This is a genomic window from Parasphingorhabdus sp. (genome assembly GCF_048269865.1).
In the GTDB taxonomy this organism is placed as follows: domain Bacteria; phylum Pseudomonadota; class Alphaproteobacteria; order Sphingomonadales; family Sphingomonadaceae; genus Parasphingorhabdus.
In genome coordinates, this window is record NZ_JBLWUA010000005.1 from 118,715 (window position 1) to 138,507 (window position 19,793).

At 55.2% G+C, this 19,793-nt stretch carries 26 protein-coding genes and 1 tRNA gene; 13 read left to right on the top strand and 14 right to left on the bottom strand.

Annotation, left to right across the window (positions count from 1 at the left end; translation table 11 throughout):
* Window positions 1–47: 47 nt before the first annotated feature.
* The 3 genes from glpX to ACN0WW_RS08375 are packed head-to-tail and all read left to right on the top strand — an operon-like array spanning window position 48 to window position 2,847.
* Window positions 48–1,022 carry a class II fructose-bisphosphatase gene (gene glpX / locus ACN0WW_RS08365; RefSeq protein WP_417611346.1) on the top strand — a complete coding sequence of 325 codons (975 nt, stop codon included), beginning with the start codon at window positions 48–50 and terminating at the stop codon, window positions 1,020–1,022.
* A 23-nt stretch (window positions 1,023–1,045) separates the two neighbouring features.
* Window positions 1,046–2,260, top strand: a complete 1,215-nt coding sequence (locus ACN0WW_RS08370; RefSeq protein WP_417611348.1) for an alpha/beta hydrolase — start codon at window positions 1,046–1,048, stop codon at window positions 2,258–2,260.
* Window positions 2,257–2,847: a uracil-DNA glycosylase family protein gene (locus tag ACN0WW_RS08375; RefSeq protein WP_417611350.1), complete on the top strand. Its 591-nt coding sequence runs from the start codon at window positions 2,257–2,259 to the stop codon at window positions 2,845–2,847. Before ACN0WW_RS08370 ends, ACN0WW_RS08375 begins: the two co-directional genes overlap by 4 nt.
* On the opposite strand, the gene ACN0WW_RS08380 is transcribed toward ACN0WW_RS08375, so the two are convergent.
* Window positions 2,844–3,335, bottom strand: coding sequence for a flavodoxin family protein (locus ACN0WW_RS08380; RefSeq protein ID WP_417611352.1), 492 nt, complete (start codon window positions 3,333–3,335; stop codon window positions 2,844–2,846). The genes ACN0WW_RS08375 and ACN0WW_RS08380 overlap by 4 nt on opposite strands.
* Before the next feature lie 65 nt (window positions 3,336–3,400).
* Here ACN0WW_RS08380 and recJ point away from each other — a divergent pair, with 65 nt between their 5' ends.
* Both recJ and ACN0WW_RS08390 read left to right on the top strand, forming a co-directional pair.
* On the top strand, window positions 3,401–5,167 hold the full coding sequence (gene recJ / locus ACN0WW_RS08385) for a single-stranded-DNA-specific exonuclease RecJ (protein WP_417611354.1): 1,767 nt from the start codon (window positions 3,401–3,403) through the stop codon (window positions 5,165–5,167).
* Between the two features lie 200 nt (window positions 5,168–5,367).
* A tRNA-Glu gene (locus ACN0WW_RS08390) sits at window positions 5,368–5,442 on the top strand.
* 229 nt (window positions 5,443–5,671) lie between these two features.
* Here the strand turns inward: ACN0WW_RS08390 and gntA are convergent.
* The 3 genes from gntA to ACN0WW_RS08405 form a co-directional block, all read right to left on the bottom strand.
* The gene (gene gntA, locus ACN0WW_RS08395) at window positions 5,672–6,364 is read right to left on the bottom strand and encodes a guanitoxin biosynthesis heme-dependent pre-guanitoxin N-hydroxylase GntA (RefSeq protein ID WP_417611356.1); all 693 of its coding nucleotides are present in this window, start codon (window positions 6,362–6,364) and stop codon (window positions 5,672–5,674) included.
* Window positions 6,365–6,370: 6 nt separating this feature from the next.
* A complete protein-coding gene (locus ACN0WW_RS08400) occupies window positions 6,371–6,865 on the bottom strand; it encodes a hypothetical protein (protein WP_417611358.1) in 495 nt (164 codons plus the stop codon).
* 100 nt (window positions 6,866–6,965) lie between these two features.
* Window positions 6,966–7,700 carry a Crp/Fnr family transcriptional regulator gene (locus ACN0WW_RS08405; protein ID WP_417611360.1) on the bottom strand — a complete coding sequence of 245 codons (735 nt, stop codon included), beginning with the start codon at window positions 7,698–7,700 and terminating at the stop codon, window positions 6,966–6,968.
* Window positions 7,701–7,982: 282 nt separating this feature from the next.
* On the opposite strand from ACN0WW_RS08405, the gene ACN0WW_RS08410 reads away from it, so the two are divergent.
* A complete protein-coding gene (locus ACN0WW_RS08410; RefSeq protein ID WP_417611362.1) occupies window positions 7,983–8,738 on the top strand; it encodes an NRDE family protein in 756 nt (251 codons plus the stop codon).
* 129 nt (window positions 8,739–8,867) lie between these two features.
* Here the strand turns inward: ACN0WW_RS08410 and ACN0WW_RS08415 are convergent, their stop codons facing one another.
* From ACN0WW_RS08415 to ACN0WW_RS08435, 5 genes are all read right to left on the bottom strand, one after another.
* A complete protein-coding gene (locus ACN0WW_RS08415) occupies window positions 8,868–9,425 on the bottom strand; it encodes a DUF421 domain-containing protein (protein WP_417611364.1) in 558 nt (185 codons plus the stop codon).
* Window positions 9,426–9,454: 29 nt separating this feature from the next.
* Window positions 9,455–9,904, bottom strand: coding sequence for a hemerythrin domain-containing protein (locus ACN0WW_RS08420; protein ID WP_417611366.1), 450 nt, complete (start codon window positions 9,902–9,904; stop codon window positions 9,455–9,457).
* Between the two features lie 459 nt (window positions 9,905–10,363).
* Complete coding sequence (locus tag ACN0WW_RS08425) at window positions 10,364–10,591, bottom strand: hypothetical protein (RefSeq protein WP_417611368.1); 228 nt, start codon at window positions 10,589–10,591, stop codon at window positions 10,364–10,366.
* Between the two features lie 69 nt (window positions 10,592–10,660).
* Complete coding sequence (locus tag ACN0WW_RS08430) at window positions 10,661–11,398, bottom strand: Crp/Fnr family transcriptional regulator (protein ID WP_417611370.1); 738 nt, start codon at window positions 11,396–11,398, stop codon at window positions 10,661–10,663.
* 5 nt (window positions 11,399–11,403) lie between these two features.
* Window positions 11,404–12,891, bottom strand: a complete 1,488-nt coding sequence (locus tag ACN0WW_RS08435; protein ID WP_417611372.1) for a sensor histidine kinase — start codon at window positions 12,889–12,891, stop codon at window positions 11,404–11,406.
* A 102-nt stretch (window positions 12,892–12,993) separates the two neighbouring features.
* Between ACN0WW_RS08435 and ACN0WW_RS08440 the strand changes: the two genes are divergently transcribed.
* On the top strand, window positions 12,994–13,542 hold the full coding sequence (locus ACN0WW_RS08440) for a pyridoxamine 5'-phosphate oxidase family protein (RefSeq protein ID WP_417611374.1): 549 nt from the start codon (window positions 12,994–12,996) through the stop codon (window positions 13,540–13,542).
* A gap of 87 nt (window positions 13,543–13,629) precedes the next feature.
* Here ACN0WW_RS08440 and ACN0WW_RS08445 read toward each other — a convergent pair whose 3' ends face one another.
* Window positions 13,630–13,920, bottom strand: coding sequence for a DUF883 family protein (locus ACN0WW_RS08445; RefSeq protein ID WP_417611376.1), 291 nt, complete (start codon window positions 13,918–13,920; stop codon window positions 13,630–13,632).
* A gap of 164 nt (window positions 13,921–14,084) precedes the next feature.
* Here ACN0WW_RS08445 and ACN0WW_RS08450 point away from each other — a divergent pair, with 164 nt between their 5' ends.
* Window positions 14,085–14,870: a response regulator gene (locus ACN0WW_RS08450; protein ID WP_417611378.1), complete on the top strand. Its 786-nt coding sequence runs from the start codon at window positions 14,085–14,087 to the stop codon at window positions 14,868–14,870.
* 165 nt (window positions 14,871–15,035) lie between these two features.
* On the opposite strand, the gene ACN0WW_RS08455 is transcribed toward ACN0WW_RS08450, so the two are convergent.
* On the bottom strand, window positions 15,036–15,626 hold the full coding sequence (locus tag ACN0WW_RS08455; RefSeq protein WP_417611380.1) for a sigma-70 family RNA polymerase sigma factor: 591 nt from the start codon (window positions 15,624–15,626) through the stop codon (window positions 15,036–15,038).
* Complete coding sequence (locus tag ACN0WW_RS08460; RefSeq protein ID WP_417611382.1) at window positions 15,619–15,855, bottom strand: NepR family anti-sigma factor; 237 nt, start codon at window positions 15,853–15,855, stop codon at window positions 15,619–15,621. The genes ACN0WW_RS08455 and ACN0WW_RS08460 overlap by 8 nt, the downstream gene beginning before the upstream one ends.
* 152 nt (window positions 15,856–16,007) lie before the next feature.
* Here ACN0WW_RS08460 and ACN0WW_RS08465 point away from each other — a divergent pair, with 152 nt between their 5' ends.
* Entirely contained in the window at window positions 16,008–16,229 is a 222-nt protein-coding gene (locus ACN0WW_RS08465; protein WP_417611384.1) for a hypothetical protein, read from the top strand.
* A gap of 97 nt (window positions 16,230–16,326) precedes the next feature.
* Here the strand turns inward: ACN0WW_RS08465 and ACN0WW_RS08470 are convergent, their stop codons facing one another.
* Both ACN0WW_RS08470 and ACN0WW_RS08475 read right to left on the bottom strand, forming a co-directional pair.
* Window positions 16,327–16,755 (bottom strand): BLUF domain-containing protein, encoded by a 429-nt coding sequence (locus ACN0WW_RS08470; protein ID WP_417611386.1) that lies wholly within the window; start codon window positions 16,753–16,755, stop codon window positions 16,327–16,329.
* Between the two features lie 105 nt (window positions 16,756–16,860).
* Entirely contained in the window at window positions 16,861–18,249 is a 1,389-nt protein-coding gene (locus ACN0WW_RS08475) for a mechanosensitive ion channel domain-containing protein (RefSeq protein ID WP_417611388.1), read from the bottom strand.
* Between the two features lie 131 nt (window positions 18,250–18,380).
* Between ACN0WW_RS08475 and ACN0WW_RS08480 the strand changes: the two genes are divergently transcribed.
* From ACN0WW_RS08480 to ACN0WW_RS08495, 4 genes are all read left to right on the top strand, one after another.
* Window positions 18,381–18,824: a ferritin-like domain-containing protein gene (locus ACN0WW_RS08480; RefSeq protein ID WP_417611390.1), complete on the top strand. Its 444-nt coding sequence runs from the start codon at window positions 18,381–18,383 to the stop codon at window positions 18,822–18,824.
* Between the two features lie 39 nt (window positions 18,825–18,863).
* Window positions 18,864–19,049, top strand: coding sequence for a PLDc N-terminal domain-containing protein (locus ACN0WW_RS08485; RefSeq protein ID WP_417611392.1), 186 nt, complete (start codon window positions 18,864–18,866; stop codon window positions 19,047–19,049).
* 128 nt (window positions 19,050–19,177) lie between these two features.
* The gene (locus tag ACN0WW_RS08490) at window positions 19,178–19,582 is read left to right on the top strand and encodes a YidH family protein (RefSeq protein WP_417611394.1); all 405 of its coding nucleotides are present in this window, start codon (window positions 19,178–19,180) and stop codon (window positions 19,580–19,582) included.
* A gap of 68 nt (window positions 19,583–19,650) precedes the next feature.
* Window positions 19,651–19,782, top strand: a complete 132-nt coding sequence (locus tag ACN0WW_RS08495; RefSeq protein WP_417611396.1) for a hypothetical protein — start codon at window positions 19,651–19,653, stop codon at window positions 19,780–19,782.
* The last annotated feature ends 11 nt before the right edge of the window (window positions 19,783–19,793 follow it).

Below are 19,793 nucleotides of genomic sequence, written 5' to 3' on the forward strand. Positions count from 1 at the left end.
CCCTATCGAGAAATCCAAATTACCCTATAGAAGGAATAATCAAAAATATGCCCCAAGCAAGCGACATATTAGACCGCGTACTCGTCATGGAAATGGTCCGGGTTACAGAAGCAGCCGCAATATCGGCTGCCAACCTGATCGGCCGCGGCGATGAAAAAGCTGCCGATGCCGCCGCCGTGGAGGCGATGCGGGCGGCGCTGAACGAACTGGATATTTGCGGCACCGTCGTGATCGGCGAAGGCGAACGCGATGAGGCACCGATGCTTTATATTGGCGAGAAAGTCGGATGCGGCTGCGAAGGGGAAGCGCCAGCGATTGACATCGCGCTGGATCCGCTGGAAGGCACGACCATCACCGCCAAAGCCGGCGCCAATGCATTGGCCGTGCTGGCGATTGCAGAAAAGGGCAATCTGCTGAACGCCCCAGACGTCTATATGGAAAAGATGGCGGTCGGCCCGGGCTATCCTGCCGGTATCATCGATCTCGACAAGTCGGTTACCGAAAATGTCGAGGCGGTTGCCAAGGAAAAGGGTGTCGCACCTGCGGACATCATCGTCTGTGTGCTCGATCGTCCGCGCCACGACAAGATCATCGCCGAGCTGCGTGCCATCGGCTGCGGGATCATGCTGATCCCTGACGGTGATGTCGCCGGCGTGATCGCAACGTCCGACGAAGACACGACCGTCGATATGTATATGGGCAGCGGCGGCGCTCCGGAAGGCGTCTTGGCTGCAGCGGCTCTTCGCTGTGTCGGTGGCCAATTCAAGGGCCGGCTGTTGTTCCGCAATGATGATGAACGTCAGCGCGCCTATAAATGGGGCATCGAGGATCTCGATAAAGTCTACGATCTGAAGGAACTGGCGAAGGGCGACGTGATTTTCGCCGCGACCGGAGTCACGCATGGATCGCTTCTGGAAGGCGTCAAGAAGCTGCGCGGCGGCAAAATGACGACCGAAAGCGTCGTGATGCGCGCCTCCTCCGGCACCGTTCGCTGGGTGAAGAGCGAGCATCGCAGCAACTGATCATGCCGATGACCGGCCCATTAATGTCTAGGCATTTCGCGTCGAAAGCAAAATGGGCCGTTCTCGCATTACCATGGCTGATCGCCGGTTGTGTCACGCCAGTGGAATATGGCGACATCCCGCATTCCGCCTATGTGGAACCAGAACGCTGCAACCCGACGGCAGCCACTGCGGTGGAGCAGGACGACAAGCCCTTCTTCTTTGTCACCAGCCGCCTGCCCAACTGCTTGACGGAAAATATCACTCTGCTCCATCATCGCGGGGACAAGGTTCGCTACGGCCGTTTTGCCGGACCGCAAAAAGCCACAGAAGAGACCGACGAGGACAACCGTTCCATCTCGCTGTCCTTCTCTGAATCGCAGCGATGGTGGACCGATCTCGCTGGCCAGATGCAGGCTGCAGATGGCAGGGTTCTGGTCTATGTCCATGGCTTTCGGGAGACCTTCTATACAAGCTCGCGCGACACGGCGCAGATTGCGCGACTGACGAATTTCGCCGGACCCGTCATCCAGTATAGCTGGCCCTCACAGGGCGCGCTGCTCAAATATCCTGTCGATGAAACCAATATGTATTGGGACGAACGCAACTTTCGCAAATTCCTGATGCAATTGGCCCAACTGCAATCGACCAAAGAAATTATACTGGTATCGCATTCGCTCGGCGCGCGACTGGTCCTGCCCTCGGTTGAATATGTTGACCGCAATGTATCTAACGGAGACTCGAGCGTGATTTCGAATATCATTCTCGTTTCACCGGATGTCGATACGCAGGATTTTGAACGCGATGCGACGGATGAGATCCTGTCGGCCCGGCGGGTGCGTAACAATCGCCGGATCACGGTCTATGCATCGCTCAATGACCGGGCGCTGGCGCTCTCAGACGATATTCACGGCTATCCGCGACTAGGCCGGCCGCGATGCTTTGATCCTTTTGAAGCGGCGGATCTCAAGGCCCGGAACCTCCCGGAAAGATGCTACGCGGCGCAGCCCAAATATGCCGAGGCGATTGACAAGCTGGCGCTGACGATAGTCGATACGACGGCGATTAGCCGCGGTCGTACCGGTCATAGCAACTATCTGCTGAGCGCGCCTGCCTGCAGGGACTTTGCCGCCGTGGTCAATGGCGAACGGAGACCGGAAGGGCGGCAGGCGACGCACCTTCCCCACGTCTTTGTCTTGCCTGCCATTCCCAAGGACGAGAAACCCGACCATTTGGCGATTTGTCGCCGAAACGAATGACGGCAAACAATAGTGATGCCCTGACGGAGCTGCTCCAACAGGCCCGATCATGTACCATCTGCAATGGCCTGCCGCTTGGTCCCAGGCCGTTGCTGCAAGCCTCTGGAAACGCCAGAATCCTGATTGCCAGTCAGGCGCCAGGCAGCAAAACCCATGGGAAAGGCCGGACTTTTGATGATGCCAGCGGCAACCGGCTGAGACGCTGGCTTGGCGTGACCCCAGACCAATTTTACGACCCTGAGATGTTCGCGATCCTGCCTATGGGTTTTTGCTATCCCGGCACCGGCACGGGCGGCGACCTGCCGCCCCGGCCACAATGCGCGGCCAACTGGCGGAAACCGCTGCTGCAGGCAATGCCGCATATCGAGCTCACACTGGTGGTTGGCCAATATGCGCTCGATTGGCATCTTGGCGAACGAAAATCCCGCACGCTGACCGAGACTGTGAAGCGATGGCAGGAATTCTGGCCGGAGCTTTTGCCCCTGCCCCACCCCAGTCCGCGCAACATCCGCTGGTTCAAAGCCAATCCGTGGTTTGAATCGGATGTTATACCGGCGTTGCAGCAGCGCGTGAGGTCGCTGCTCTAAAAAACTCCCATCGCCAGCCCGGCGGACAATGTCGCCCCGGTCTCTGCGCAGCGCGCGCGGTCATCTTCCGCAATCACTTTAGCGGCCAATATTGCCTCCTCGGTCTGTGCGTGCGTGCAAATGATCAGCGTGTCGATAACCTTGCGGAGCCGCCACCCAGTGGCGATCCGTTCAAGCTGGGTCTTTGCATTCTCGCCATCTGATCCGGCACAAATCATCGCCGCATAGGGCCGCCCCTCGATCTCGCCGAGAAGTGGATAATAGCAGCGGTCGAGGAACGCCTTCATCACCCCGGCAATCGCCGCCAGATTTTCCGGCGTCGCGAAGATGTAGCCATCAGCTGCAAGCATATCCTCGGCCTGGCAATCCTCAGCCCGCATCAGCCGCACCTCGGTGCCATCCTCGCCCCGCGCAGCCGTGGCAGCAGCCTCCGCCATCTGCTCAGTGCCGCCGGTATAGCTGTAATAGACGATCAGTAATTTTTTCATCGCGCGTCTCCTAGCAAGTTACTCACCGATTGTCAGCGCGGGAGGATTGCCGCATAGCGCAGGCCATGAACGCAGTATTGAATGTCGAAAACTCCCTCTCTGGTCAGAGCTGGCGGTGGCGCAGTACCAGTGCGGACGCGCGCGACCCGGGATTTCAACCGGATGATCTGGTCACCCAGCTGTTGCTGGCCCGCGGAGCCAGCCGCGAGACGCTGGCGATCAACCGCGAACCGACAATCCGGGGCTTCATGCCCGATCCGTCGGTCTTTCAGGATATGGATAGAGCGGCTGATCGCCTGAGCCTTGCGATCAGGAATCAGGAAAAGGTCACGATATTTGGCGATTATGATGTCGATGGCGCAACCAGCGCCGCCTTGCTGATTCGCCTGCTCCGGGACCTCGGGCTGGACGCCGGCTATTATATCCCCGACCGTTTGATGGAGGGCTATGGCCCGTCGGGTGAGGCTCTGGTCAGGCTCGGCGCGCAGGGCAGCAATCTTGTGGTTACCGTCGATTGCGGTGCGATGGCCTTTGAAGCGCTGGAAATGGCCGACAAGGCCGGGGTCGAGGTCATTGTGGTGGACCATCACAAATGCGCGGTCGAGCTGCCCAAGGCGGTCGCTCTCGTTAATCCCAACCGGCTGGACGAGAGCGATGCCGGCGCAGAACACGGCCATCTCGCTGCTGTCGGCATGGCATTTCTGCTCGGCGCTGCTTTGGTGCGGACGCTCCGCAACCATGGGTTTTTCAAAGATCGCCCAGAGCCCAAATTGCTGGAGTTGCTCGATATTGTAGCACTCGGCACCGTCGCTGATGTGGCGCAGCTGCGCGGCCTGAATCGCGCCTTTGTCGCTCAGGGCATCAAGGTACTGGCGGGACGTCAAAATATCGGGCTCTCGGCACTGATCGATGCCAGCCGGCTCAAGCGGGCACCAATCTGCTCGGATCTCGGCTTTGCGCTCGGCCCGCGCATCAATGCCGGTGGCCGTGTGGGCAAATCCGATCTCGGCGTGCGCCTGTTGATCACGGAGGACCCGGAGGAAGCGCGGTCCATCGCCGCCGAACTCGACCATCTCAACCAGGAACGCCGCGCGATCGAGGCACATGTGCTGGAGGAGGCCGAGGCGATGTGCGGGTCGCAGCAGAACCAGGCGGTCGCCGTGCTTGCCTCCAAGGGCTGGCATCCCGGGGTCATCGGCATCGTGGCTGGCCGGATCAAGGAAAAGCTGAACCGCCCGGCAATCATCATCGCGCTCGACGAAGACGGCATTGGCAAAGGCTCGGGCCGTTCCATTTCCGGCATCGATCTCGGCGCCGCCATCATCGCCGCCAGGGACAGCGGCTTGCTGATCGCTGGTGGCGGCCATGCGATGGCGGCCGGGATCACGATCGAAGCCGACAAGGTCGATGCTTTTTCCGAATTTCTCAACGACCGGCTCGCTGACGGCGTCGGCAGGGCGCAAGATGGCCGAGCGCTGCTGCTCGATGCGGTGCTGTCGCCAAGGGGCGTCAATCCATTAATGGTCGAAGCCATGGATGGCGCTGGCCCCTACGGCATGGGCTGGCCGGCACCGCGCATCGCTACCGGGCCGGTGCGAATCATCAAATGCGATATTGTCGGCACCGACCATGTCCGGATGATTGTCGGCGGCGATGATGGCGCGTCGATCAAGACCATCGCCTTTCGCGCGGCGGAAAGCGATCTGGGTCAAGCGCTGCTCAGCGCGCCACGAGGGCGAAAATTATGGATTGCAGGCCGTGCCAAGATTGATGACTGGGGCAGCCGTCCGGCGGCAGAAATCCACCTGGAAGACGCTGCCTGGGCGGACTGATTGAGGTAGAGGGCGCACGCACAGGGCATTTCGCTGATGGAGAACGCCATATTGCAACCTTAGTCCGCGACCCGACGGGCAGGACGCCACAGCCGATCTGATGCCGCAAATAAAATCGGCCTGAAATTCCGGCGAAAAGAGGGTTGACCAAAGCCGAGCACACCCCTAATGGCCGTGGCTCGCCGACCGGCAAATGGTATGGCCCCTTCGTCTAGCGGTTAGGACGCGGCCCTTTCACGGCTGAAACACGGGTTCGATTCCCGTAGGGGTCACCACGAATATTCTCTGCTTAAATCGGTAACAGTTACGGTTTTTCGCGGGAATTTCGTGCCGTAATTTCCCAGCCGGGGCGGAATCAAAGCAAAAACCTGTCACAACTTACGGATACAGACCTGACGACCTTAGGTCGGTGCGTAACCAGTGTCTGCCCCTTCTCGGCCGACCAGTCTTGGTTGCCCCTGCGTCGGCGCCGAGCGCATAGTGACCAAGCTGCCTAACACTTTGTCACGAATCTTTTCTAGCTTTCCTGCTAAAGGGGCATTTCCAATTCGGCGGCACCTTCCGGCCGCTATATTGCCTCGCTTCCGAGCTTTCACCGTGGATTGCCAGCATAGGATTTGCGCTGCCTTGGAGCTTTTTATCGCGGGCCAAAATCGTTCGCCGCAACTTTTGATAGCGCCCATTGGCACGCATTTTTTCGAACTGATGATGCAGGTTCAATATGATCGCCGGATGAGAAAATCGGCGGGACTGGCGCGAAGCCCCTGGATGCAGTCCCACGGCAAAGAAGGCCTGGCCACCGAAACTCAGAGAAAAATCTGCCGCCTCCGGGTCAGCGGAAACCGATTCATCTGCCGCCATATTTTTCCACACGTCCTTATCGGTCCATGATTGCAGGCGCTGCCACATGACTTTCTCGAACTCGAGTTCGGTCAAATGGTCCGGACTCTGGAAAAGAACCGCCAAGGACAGAAACTCGTCGCTGCATGGGTCATAATCGGAAGCAAAGCGTGTTATCTCTCTGTGTAATTCCAGGTCGTTCCATGAGGACGTGATGGACCGTGCCTTCAACGCGCAAAGTTTCCGTTTTTTCAGGGACGCTTTGGCCCCGACACAGGGAAATTCGGTATTTTCAACAAAAGCGCGAAACTCGCGAACGAGCGGGTCATGGCTCCGATTGACCGGCAGCGGTCGCATTGTGCCTTACACATCCTCTGAAGGGGTGATTTTTGCGATCAAGGTTTCGATCGTTATCGCCAGAAGCAAGACAATCGCAACGATCAACGCGCACAAAAAAACCATCATCCCGTACAGGATATTATAGAGCGTAGCGAACCATGAGGGCGGGAGGTTATCAAACTCCCCCACGGGCATCGCCAGAAGCATCAGGAGCACAACGGCACCAATCAAATTTACCGCACTGAGACGGCTCACCAGCGCTACCCGCTGATACAAATCGGTATCAAATTCCTGGTCCAGGCGCTTCACCAGTCCTACCAGAGTCAGCATGAGCGCGAGCGTTGTCGCAGAGCTGGTGGCGATGGCGGATCCAAGATAAAGGGCGGACCCACTCAAAGCATCGAGAAGCTGTTTTGCCTCGACCGATGAATAGACATAACCGTTTGCCCAGCGAGATGCCAAGCCGGTCCCGATCATCGCAAAGAACCCGACCAGCGGCAGTCTCGCGTTGAGAATCATCTGGATATTATGGGCCATGTTGCACCTGCATCGGATGCATCTACGCGGTAATCTGCCGAAGTAACTTAACCCACTATAAGTTCTGGATAAGCTTTGAAAATTAAGATGGGGCCGGAAACCAAGAGGTATCAATTTGTTCGAAACGATTGGTATATTCAGCGATCTCGCGGAGGCGCTGTTCGTCCCCCAGCTTGATGGTCCGTCCGGTGCGGTGGATCAATCCCCGACGCTCCATATTTCTCAGCGTCCGGTTGACATGAACCGGAGTGACCCCGACAGCATCGGCGATATCGACCTGTGTCAACGGCATCTCAAACTCGCTTATCGGGTCTGCGCTCATAACCCGCTTTTTTGATACAATCGACAACAGGAGGTTTGCCACTCGTGCTTCGGCATTGGTTCTGCCCAACGCCTTGAGCCGGTCGCAGAGAACAACATTTTCCATCATGCCAATGGCATATAAAAGAGCGGCCAGCCGTTGATGGTCTTTAAATAATTTGTCCAAATTTTTCCGGGGAAACCGGCACAAGGTCACTGGCGTCAACGTGGTTGCCGAAGCGAACGCCCGTTCAAAAGCAATGCCCGCAGTTCCCATAACGTCGCCGGCATAGTGGAGCTGGAGCACTTGCCGGTCGCCGTCCAGTACCATCGTCGAACATGCAAGCCATCCTTTGTTGACGACGAACAGATCGGTTAGAGTATCTCCTTCGTGAAAGATCGTTTCGCCTGCACCATAGTCCGCCGAATCTTTTTCCAGTTCGGCCAGAACTTCCTCTTCCCTATCGGTCAGATCGAGAAAGTGATTAAGATGAACCGCGAGACAACTGTCTGTCATATATCAGGCTTTCCGCTAATTCGCCTGGTGCTGTCTTCAGAAAGCAACAAGCGCAGCAATATCAGTGCCATGGGCATATAGCATGTTCGATAATTTTGCTGTGTTTTATCGGACGATAGCCGAATAACATGCCTGCGCGCTAAATATGGCCTCGATTTTGGTGCTGCACCGGCATCGACGCCAGTCATCGGATGCTGGCTCGTCACCACAGCAAACAATATCGCGCGATCCTGTGCCGGACAATATATTCGCAAAGCGGCCCGGCTTTGCTATTGGCTCTGCATGTGCATCATTTCACTTGCGTGGCAAGCTCACCCCCGATGGAAACTGGTCGCGATCGGCAATCGGGATGAGATGCATAGCCGACCGGCCGAACCATTGTCCCGGTGGCCCGAATCTCCCGATATTCTGGCCGGCAAAGATGCTCTGGCGGGCGGCACCTGGCTGGGCGTGTCCGAGCAGGGCCGGTTCGCTGCGGTTACCAATCTCAGCGGCTATGGACCTGCCGACAGCAGCCGTGCTTCCCGCGGCAATCTGCTGAAAGAGTTTCTCGCGCGGGAAGGCACCGGAGCCGATCTCGAACGCGTATCCTTCCGGCAATTCAATCCGTTCAACCTGTTTACGATAGAGAAAAACGAAGCGCGTGCGCACTCCAATCGTCCGGATGCGATCAGCCGCTTACTCGCACCTGGCATCCACGGCCTGACCAACGGTCCGCTCGACCATCCCTGGCCGAAAGCCGCATCTCTGAATGCTGCACTGGAGGATTGGCTGCAAAGTGGCTCCGTGGATCCCGGACCGTTACTGGATGCGCTTGCCAACCGGACGACCTATCCGCGGGCCGCAGTGACCGACCCGCCAGCGGTGCTGGAACCCGCAAGCTCCGCGATTTTCATCGACAATCCTGTCTATGGGACACGGTGCAGCACGATCATAACGATTGACCGCAACGGCAACGGAACGATGCTGGAACGCCGCTATGATGCTTCAACGGCCGCGGTCGGCGAAACCTGCCTGAGCTTCCGCTGGCCAGACTGACCGGCATCTATCATCTCAAGACCTGCACCTCTTTACCACATCATTCCGATAGCGGCTGATCGGTTCAGCCAAAGCAGCATCGCCAATGCCTATCGGCAATATACAGCGCTTTCGTCACGCACTAGCGACCTAGCGGTGCACCCGTTGACCATAGCGGTCACCGCCGATAACATCTTTTAACAGTTCGGGTTCAATCTCCCGGTCCTCGCCATCGGTATGAAGGACGCACACATCGCCGGTGGTCTCTGCTATCACCGCCAGAACCTGGGAAAACTGAAACACATTTGCTTCTCGCAACTTTCCCCAGAGATCGCTCTCGGTCATTTTCGCTTTTTTCAACTGGTCATGCTGAATTTCGCTGCCGATCATGATCAATCTGGGCTTGTTATCAGCTAGGGACTGAAGGACGGGAAAACGGCTCCTCAAGATGGCCATGCCGATTTGCAGCCCGAACAGGCAGACCAGCGCAGCCACGCCACTGGCGATGGGCGGGCTTTTTGACGTGATAACAGAGGCGAGGACGGATCCGATCGCAACCGTAACTGCAAAGTCAAAACCGCTCATTTTGGAGAAACTGCGAACACCGGCTAGCCGGGTCAACAGGATCACAGACACATACATCGCTGCAGCCGACAGCGCGATCAGCGCCGCCTGTGGCCAGCCGGTCATCGTCCATTCACTGAACATTTAAAATACTCCGTCCGGAGTTCAAAATGTTACGCAACTTCCTGTTTTTCGGTTGGCTTGCGGTCATTGAAGATTTGCGTCAATTCTTCGGCCCGCTCATCGCTCAAATCTTTCTTGGCAGCAGCAAAAATTTCTTCCTCTTCCTCTTCCATATGGTGCTCAAGCCGGTCCTTGAGGGTCTTGAAGCGAGTCAGCCAGCCAGTGCTGCTGAATTCCATGTCGACCAGCTCTTCAAAATAATCTTCGACTTCCTTATGTTCGGCAACCGAATGACGACCCTTGTCTTGCAGATCAGGACGCGCCAGCATCTCGGCATAGAGCGACTGTTCTTCCGCGTTGGCATGGGCGGACACGTCGATCCGCAGTTTTTCGAACGCAGTCCGGCGTTCCTCGCTGTCGCCGCTGGTATCAGCGACCCGGTCAAGCATCTCGCGATGAAGGTCATGGTCCTGTTTCAGGCGCGTGAAAATGTCAGTCATAAGGTCTCCGTTCATAATATCGTGCCACTAAGACGCGTGAACGGCCCGTTGGTTGCATGGCTGCGGTCTCGGCCCGCGTTCCAATCGCATGACCGATCAGAACCCTGGCGTCGAAGAGCGCGGCCAGAGAACACCGATCAGAGTGGTAAAGCGGGGCCGGAATAAAAAGTGCAGTCTGCGGGAACCAATATCTGCACGGCAAGTTATCAACATTGAATGGATGTCGCCTATGACCCGGCGCTGTTTTCATTCCTCAAAAACCGGCTGGGAAGTTGACCCTATCGTATACCCCCATTTGCACCAGTGTGAATTTCCCAGCCACCCCCAAAACTTCCGCAACATCGCCCCTTTGACCGCCTGACTTTGGCGGAAAAAGATCTATTGCGACGACTGATCAAAACAAAAAAATGGCCAGGACACGATGCCTGGCCATTGTTGTCTAAATATGTTGCAGCGGAATTATTTTTCCGATGGCATGGTCACGTCGACGTCAGGAACGTCTACCGTTACTTCTTCCGATCCGACTTCTACGTCGGCGGTATCAACATCGACCTCTGGCAATTCGCCAGCATCGCCGGAAACGTCAACATCCATCGAAGGCATTTCGCCTTCATCGGTTACATTGGCTTCACAGGCAGAAAGCGCCAAGCCAGCGGTCAATACAGCTGCTATTGCAATTTTTTTCATTATGAACTCCCTTAATTGGTTCGGTATAAGCAACGCAGGCGCTACCATAGGGTTCCCTGACACTCAAACTTATTCACGTCCGAGCCGCATGCGGAATGCGTCGAGATGGAAATAACTGGGATCAAACTGGCTGATATCCGCAAGTCGTTCCTGGTCCTTGAAAGCGATCCAGCCATTTGTACGCTCCAGCAAGCCGTCTCGCTCCAGTTGCCGCAGCACCCGGTTGGTATGAATCGGGCTCAAGCCAAGCGCATCGGCGATTACCGTTTGTGTGAGCGGTACGCTGAAACCTTCGTCCGTTCCGGCACCTGTCATCAGTACGCGACGATAGAGTTCCAGCAGAAAATGCACGATTCTTTCCCGAGCCGTTTGCTTGCCGTTGCGAACGATTTGCTCTCGCAGAAAGGCCTCTTCCTGAACCTGCATCCACCAGAAAGCGAGCGTCAACTTTCCGGACTGGGTCAACAAGCGCCGAAATTCGGCAGGTCTAACTGACAAACAGGTTAAATCAGTTATCGTTTTCACCGAATGATCGGCTTCCGCAGCCACCAGAACCTGCAGGTCAAATGTATCGCCGGGCAACAGCACGTTCAGAACCTGGCGGCGGCCATCCTCCAGAGTTTTGTAGCGCACTGCCCAGCCCTGCTGGACGATAAGCACACTGTCCATCTCTTGGCCGGCGTCGATAACCTCGGTACTTTTCTCGTAGTTTTGCTCTCTGCCATCAATTGCCATGACGACTTGCTGTTCGACGTCATCGAGATCGGCATAATAGGATATACGCCGGAGCAAGGCTTGTTGCGCCACTAACTTTATTCCTCTTCATCGGGGGCGGGAAATGTAATCGTGCATTTCAAGCCTTCCTCCGCCCAATCACGTTTAATATCTCCGCGCAAATTGCGGGTGATGCTATGATCGATCAGCGAGGAACCGAAACCGGATTTGGCCGGAGCGGGCACCGATTGTGGGCCACCACTTTCCAACCACTGCAACTTGACGATATCCAGCCCCTCCCCATCTTCTTCGATAGCCCAACTGATTTTTACCCGACCGCTATCGGTTGTCAACGCGCCATATTTGGCAGCATTGGTGGCAAGTTCGTTGAGAACGAGCGAAATCGACACCATCGCGTTTTCCGCCAGAATGATATCGGGACCGGACCAGCTCACTCTTGGATAGGTGGAGCACAGGTCTCTGACCAGAGCCGCAAAGGACCCGGTGACGAAATTGGTGTCGAGCAAGATTTGCTGGGCACGGTTGAGCGCCCGCAGCCGACTGTTGATCCTTTCGATATAGTCGTCAATCGAGGTTGCCGAATTTTTGGTCAGCGCCATAATAGACTGCAACGTCGCAAATAAATTACGAAGGCGGTGGTGAAGTTCACGCGTGTGCAGTTTGAGCTGTTCCTGCTGGTCAACGGAATCGGTAATGTCTTTGTTGACCCCGGTCAGCGTTGGTCGCCCGTTTGATTCCAGATAATCGCCATAGCCTTCCACCCAGCGAATTTCCCCTGATGGCAACACGATCCGGAACCGGGCCTCATATTTTTCATTCCTTTCGATGGCCGCGCTCATCGCCTCCTGCACCGCTTCCCGGTCTTCGGGGTGGACGCGCGCCATGGCGGTTTCGACTTCGGAAACCATCTCTCCGGCGTCTTTTCCCCATATTTTCATATAGGCACCGCCCCATTCGATCAGACCGGTTTCCAAATCGATTCGAAAGCTTGCAATATCGCTGAGCGCCAGCGTGAGATCGAGATTGGATCTGGCAATCGCAGCATTTCTTTGCGCCTGTTCGCGCAGGCCGATCTCCCGGCTGAGTTCCATCTCGCTCATGACAATATCTGCCATGCTGGTCAGCTGATTCAGCTGATTCTTCGTTATCCGGAATCGCGGCACCGTGTCCGCAATCCACAACGCGCCCAAAACCGCGCCATTGGGTGCGATCAAGGGTGCCCCAGCATAGAAACGAACGGACGAACCGCCATTCAACAGGGGATTGCCGGCGAAGCGGGTATCCATGCCGGCATCTTCAATCACCACAGGCTTGCTGTCTTCTATGGCTTGAGCGCACATTGAAACCTGCCGGTCCGCGTTGGTTTCGGTCAAACCGACCGGTGATTTAAACCACTCTGTCTCACCATCTATCAGCGAGACTGCTGCCATGGGAGCGGAAAAAATGTCGGCGATCAGCGTGGTGATCCGGTAAAAGGCACCTTCCGGCGCCTTGTCGAGCGCTCGATACCCATCCAATGTCGCCAATCGCTCGGCTTCTCTCTTTAGGTTCGATTTATTGCCCATTTGGTTGCCCGCATCCATTCCTGATCGCTTTTGCCACAGTCGCTCCTTGTCGAGAAGCCAACGACTAACTGGCCATCTCGTTGCATTTGAGCGGAACCAAAAATGCAGGCCGCGCGTAGTTTATGTAGAATCCCGAGACGAATTGAAAGCGAAGGAGACTCTTGCATGAATAACGATGATCGTGAAGAATTATTTGAATTGATTGAGGATGTTGGCACCGCAATGCTGGTAACCGAAAAAGATAATGATTTGCGCAGTCGCCCGATGAGCGGAAAATTATACCGCGACAGTTGCGAGATCTGGTTTCTCACCGAGAGGCTTTCTGGAAAAGTTCAGGAAATCACAGAAGACCAAAACAGTAACCTGACCTATGCCTGCCCCGAAAAGGAGACCTATATTTCCATCACCGGGACCGCGGCGTTGAGCCGGGATGCGGACAAGATTGATGATTTATGGGGTCCATGGGCCGAAGCATGGCTGCAATGCGAAAAAGACGACCCGAAGGTTGCAGCCATTCGTTTTAAACCGGAACTCGCGGAATATTGGTCATCACCGTCGTCGTCGCTGGTCCAGGCGTGGGAATTGGCCAAGGCAAACCTGACCGGCCACCAACCCGAAATGGGAGAAAATAAAACGGTGTCCATGTCCTAGGGCAAAACTAGCGCGGGTCTACCGCAATCAAAAAAGGGGCGGGAGTATATTCCCAGCCCCTTTTTTATATCGATATGCTTGAAAAACCTAGCTTCGCGCCATCAGAGCGCCGATGATGAGGCCGATTCCAGCAGTCGCAGCGATGCTGACGATAGGATTTTCCTGAATCGTGCTCTGCGCCTTTCTGCGGCCCTTGGTTCCCGCTTCAATCGACTTGGCACGCGCCGAATCAAGTTTCGTTTTTGCGTTAGCGCGCAATTCCAATGCATTGGCTTGAGCATCTTCCTTGACGGCCTTCGTCAATGTTGCCAAATCTTCCTTTAACGTTTGCAGATCTGATTTCACTGCGCCCATTTCTTCCGTATAATTGCCGGTCATTTCTTTTTCTCCATCTTATGTTTAATAGTCATTCTACTACTGACCGCCAAATTGGTTCCGGCACCAGCCTCGATCTCTCATCTAAAAACGACCTTCATCCTGCAAATTTCTGTGGAACCCTTTTTTCCATCATGCGTAGGGTGCCCATCACGGAGATATAAGACATGTCATTAGCCCAAAGTTTGAAACCCCATCTTCCTTATCTCCGCCGCTATGCACGCGCCCTGACCGGCAGCCAAAAGAGCGGTGATGCTTTTGTAAAATCCACGCTAGAGGCGATTATCGCTGAACCCGGATTGATTGCAGACGACGATAATATTCGCGTGCAGCTATATCGGGCGTTTGCCGGGATCTGGGAAAGCGCTTATGTCAGCGTGTCCGACGATCCGGATAATAATACGGCACAAGGTCATCTGAACGCGATCCCGCCCATCAGTCGGCAAGTATTGCTGCTGACTGCACTGGAAGGCTTTTCGGTCAGCGAAGTCGCAAAGATTGCGGATGTCGGCGAGAATTCGATTAACGGGCTCCTGGAAGATGCCATTGCCGAGATCGACAAGGAAATCCGGTCAGATGTTCTAATCATCGAGGACGAAGCGCTGATTTCGATGGAGTTGCAGCAGATCGTATCCGGGCTGGGCCACCGTGTGTGCGGCACTGCCACCACGCACAAGGCCGCTCTGGAAGCGGTCGCGAAAGCGCAGCCAACCCTGGTTCTGGCGGACATTCAGCTGGCGGACGGCAGTTCCGGTATCGATGCCGTCAAGGACATCCTGGAAAAAATATCGGTCCCGGTGATCTTCATCACCGCCTTTCCCGAGCGCCTGCTCACCGGAGAACGGCCGGAGCCGACTTTTCTGATCACCAAACCGTTCCAGCCCAATGCGATTCGCGCTGCGATCAGCCAGGCGCTCTTCTTTTCAACAGAACCACAAGAGAGGCGGCAATAATCGTCGCGTTGATTGGCGTTCGCTAAACACGGCAGCCTCATCGACGCGGAGCCGATAAAAATCTCACTGCAGGTAAAGCACGGATCCGGAAGGAACCGTGCTTTATGTTCGTCATGCTCTCGATGATTGTCAGCTATCAAGGGCCAGCTGCTGGCCTGCGGGATGCTAGTGAGCGATTTTTTCAACGGCGCCGATAATATCTTCCAGCGCGGTTGCGGTAAGACTGGCGTGATCTTTTGAGGCAGTGGTAAACCGCCCCTCTTCCAGAATCTCTTCCAGCGCCTTCCGTGCCCGGGAAACCCGGCTTTTCATGGTGCCGATCGCACAATTGGCGATGTCAGCAGCTTCCTCGTAGGAATAGCCGCCAGCGCCAACAAGAATAATCGCTTCCCGCTGGTCGTCGGATAATTCCATAAGTCCGCGCTGCAAATCAGCCAGATGTAAAGGCTCCTGCTGCGGTGCCGGCGCCGACAATATCCTTTCGGCCACCAGCTCATCATAATTCGCGCTGAATTTCTTGCGACGCATGCTGGAGAAAAAGGTGTTGCGCAGAATGACAAAGGTCCATGCGCGCATCGATGTGCCAGCAATGAAGCGGTCCCGTGCGGCCCAGGCTTTCAGCAGGGTGTCCTGCACGAGGTCGTCGGCAACATCACGGTCGCCCGACAGACTCCGCCCAAATGCGCGCAGATGCGGAATCGCTTCCGTCAATTGCTGTTTGAACTGCGCGGGCGTCAGAGACTCAGGCTTACTCATTTATGTCAGGCCGGCTGGAGTCAGAATCGTCATCGTCGTCCAGCTGATCCAAAAGCGCCAGCATGTCGTCCGGTAGCGGCTCGTCGAGAACACTCAAATACATGTTCTTCAATCCAAGGCCTAATCGTTGCTGCATGTCTTCCTTGCTTTTCACCGGCATGTCCCTTGACTGCTGACCTTCATCATCAGGTTTTGATGGTTCAGGTTGATTTTCATCCTGGTTTGTCAAACCATGCCTCATTTATTTCGTTCGACATCACAACACCCCATTTCCGGAAAGGTTGCATATATTTTTTTCGCCCCGGCTCCAACGACCGGAACAAACACGACCGCAATGCGTTAAGCACATAACCACATTAATTTATACCCGGAGATTGTGTAATGACCGATACAAAAAAAACAGAAAATGAATCCAACTTGAAAATGGAAGGTGAAGGAAGCCGGGAAGGTTCGCGCCGCTTTCAGGAAGCGCAGCACGAATTTGCGGAGAGCGGCGACGTCGAAGGCAAAGCGAAAGAGGCCGCAGAGGCGGTTGATGGCGACGAGGCAGCAGAACTGGAAAAAGCCAGAAAAGCCTCGGCGAAAGGCGAGACGGCCGACTGAACCGGAACCGATTTCGTTTCGACCAAAAAATCATCGACAAGAGAAAGCGGCGAAAAAATTACGCCGCTTTTTCATTTCCAGCGTTACATGGCCAGTATTAGAGGCTTAATTGTTTCCCGCCAAGCGAGAGAAAGCTCTGGAAAATAGTTCGCGTGGAATCGCTGACCGCGCTGTCGGCCAACATTTCATCGACGCCTTGTCGTGCCAATCCCTTTTCTGACGGCAGATAGCGGCCCGCCATATTGAAATGGGTAAATTGCCGCTTCGTCGTGTCCGACGTACTCAGGATCGTTAACCCGCTGTGCCGATCATCCATACCAATATGATGAAGACGGTCATTGACGGCCGGCCGATCGCCCTCAAGATACTGGATGAAATTAAATCCGTTGAAGACGATAAGCCCGGTAAGGCCAAAACGTTCGTTATTGCGCTGGGCGACGTCCACGATGTCTAGGAATTCGTTTTCGTCCAAACCGGCTCTGGCCGTGCTCACATAGATAAGCGAGGTGATTGACTGGTGGGGCACAAACAACTTTCTACTGACGGTGGCTTCTAACCCAACCTGATACTAAACCGTTCGATAGTCGATTGCTCGAAGGCTTGCTCTAACATAGATTAAAGAAGTCAGCGATCATTCGACCGGCTGCTGATCGTCGAGCAAATCGGCGGAACCGCTGCCGGAACGCTCCGAATCGACCAATTTTTCCACATGATCTTCCGGCGACACGTCGACCGCTTCCTTTACCGCAGCTCTTTTCGGCGTTTCGCTGGTCGGGGCGGGCCGTTGACCGTTGTCGATAATCCCGGATAGTGACGGTGGACCGTTATCGAACCTGAGGCGATAGATCGGTTCGGGCAAAGCGAAGCCGCATTCCTCCAGCGCATTTTTTGTAACCCGGATGGCGGCCCCTCTCGCCTTTTTGAAATCGCTGTGGCGCTGATCGACCCAGCCGTGAAACGCTATGACAATGTTGGAATCGCCGACTTCGCTGATTTCCGCAGTGGCTTCGGGATCATTCAGAACGAAATCCTGCCCGTTTATCGCCGACAATCCGGTTTCGATGGCAGCCGCAGGATCATCATCGGCATCGACGCCTAGCTCAAAACTGAACCGACGCTCGGGATTGCGGGAATAATTTAATATTTCCGCTTTGAAGACAGTGGCATTCGGTATCCGCAGGTGGTTTCCGTCCATCGTCATCAAGATGGTGGCGCGGGACGTCAATCGCACAACGCGCCCTTCCCGCTCGCCGATCAGAACATGATCATTGGCGCGAAACGGTTGCCGGATGCTGAGCATGATGCTCGACATATAATTGTCCACCGTATCACGAAGAGCAAAGCCGACCGCCAGGCCGATCACGCCAGCGCCGCCCAGCACCGCCCCCAGCAAAGCCGTCGCATTCAGAATGTCCAGGCCGATGAATATCCCGATCATTATGAAGACAACGCGGATTGTACCCGCGATCAGCTCGGCCAGAAAAATATTGGGCGTAACGCGTCGCCAGAAGCCCATCAGCGACGCAAGAAAATGTCCCAATAATCCGACTAGAATCGCGGCAAGAAAGGCGATCCCGATCAGTGGCAATGCGGAGAGAAAGCTCTGCAAGGTTGCCCCGAATTTGTCGACAACCGGCTCCACATTGCTGCCAACAGACAGATCGCGTTCAAACTGGGTTTCGACCGTGACCACCCCCGACACTCGTTGCGCAATGGCCTCCGCCCGGTCCGCAGATTCGCTGTCGGCGATCGGCCCGGAGAGGCGCACGACGCCAGCATCAACTTTGATCGCGATAGCCTCCAGTCCGTTTATTTCCTGAAAAATGCCGCGCAACCGGTTCGCGATCGCACGATCATCGACGCCTGTCGCCGACGGATCAATGGCCGGCTCCGGAACGTCGGCAGGCTCGTCGACCGCAACCTGGGCACTGGCCGGTTCCGCCAGGGCCAGATTTAATACTAGGGGACCAAGGCCGATTGCCAACAGCAACAGGCTAAAAAAACGGCTTTTTAGGGGCATAAATCTCCAATCGACAGCGCAGTCATACGCCATACCATAACAATAGTTCCGGCCGCCAAGTAAAATATTGTCGGGAACCGAACAGATCGTCCGATGTTTATTCAGCATAGCAATTATGAAATGAGGACGACATGACAAACACAGCTTCCATCGATTCATTGAACGATATCCTCGAAACACTCACCGATTCCAAACAGGGTTATGAAAAAGCGGCAGAGATCGCGGACCGGGATACGTTCAAGGATTTCTTCTCCCGTCGCGCCACTTCTCGCAGTGCGATGTCTGCTGCCGTACGCAGCGAAATCATCGAGCTCGGCGGCACGCCGGAAAATGAAGGCACGATATTGGCTTCTGCCCATCGCGTCTTCATGGGCCTGAGCGCTGCCTTGCAGGACAATGACGAAGCAGCCATTGAAGCGGTCGAAACAGGCGAAGAGCATCTGCGCAACAAGTTCGAAAAGGCGCTTGATAACGACGATCTGACGCCGTCGGCAAAAACACTGCTCAGAAACTATCAAGGCGAATTGAGAGCGGATGGTCGCCTGATCGATTATCTTGAAGAAGCCGCTTCTTAAACACCTACTATCTACAATCTTAAAACGAGGGAAATTATCATGGAATATGGAATTATTGGTCTGCTGATTTTGGCATTGGACATCTGGGCACTGCTCAGCGTTTGGGGCAGCGGTTCTTCAGTCGGCGCAAAGATTATCTGGTCGCTGATCATTCTGATCCTGCCAGTCATCGGCCTGCTGCTCTGGTTCTTCGTCGGGCCAAGAGGCTCTGCACGGGCAATCTAGCTCTCAAAACAAAAGTCTGGTAGCAACTACTGGAATATAGCTCCGATATTCGTCCGATTAAGGTCGCCTATCGGAGCTTTTTCATAGGGGTCGTCCTTCAGATCACAGATCGGTCAGAGGAGAGCAGCATGGGTAAAGAATCGTCCAGCAATGAATTGGCGAATGAGCGAACGGATCTGGCCGAAGATCGTACCGATTGGGCTGAAGACCGGACAATCATGGCCAACGAACGGACCTTTGCCGGATGGATGAGGACGGGGCTTGCGGCGGTCGGGATCGGCCTTGGTTTCAATGCCCTTTTTGGTAAACTGGAGCCACTCTGGGTACCCAAGGGCATCGCAACCTTGTTCATGATCATTGGCATTTTCATTTTCTGGGCGGCGCAGCGCAACGGCTGCGCAGTGCAATCACGCCTGAGTTCCCATCAAGCCACGCCGGTCAAACCAACGAATATGCGTATCATATCCGGCTTGATGGCCTCTGGAGCGATAGCGCTGATCGCTGCTATCTGGACAATGGACTTTAGTGGTTAGTGAAGCCGGATTGCAACCAATTCGGCTTTCGGCGGTAAGTATCAAGTATAGGGAAAGCGATTCAAAGAATGAAGGAACAGGACGTGCGTTTTATTATCAGAACTATTGCAGCCGGGGCAATTTCGATTGCCGCAAAAATCATCATCAAGAAATTGCAGGAAAAAGACGAGCCTGAAGCGGTATCTCAGCCCGCTGAGTAGCCTTTAGAATT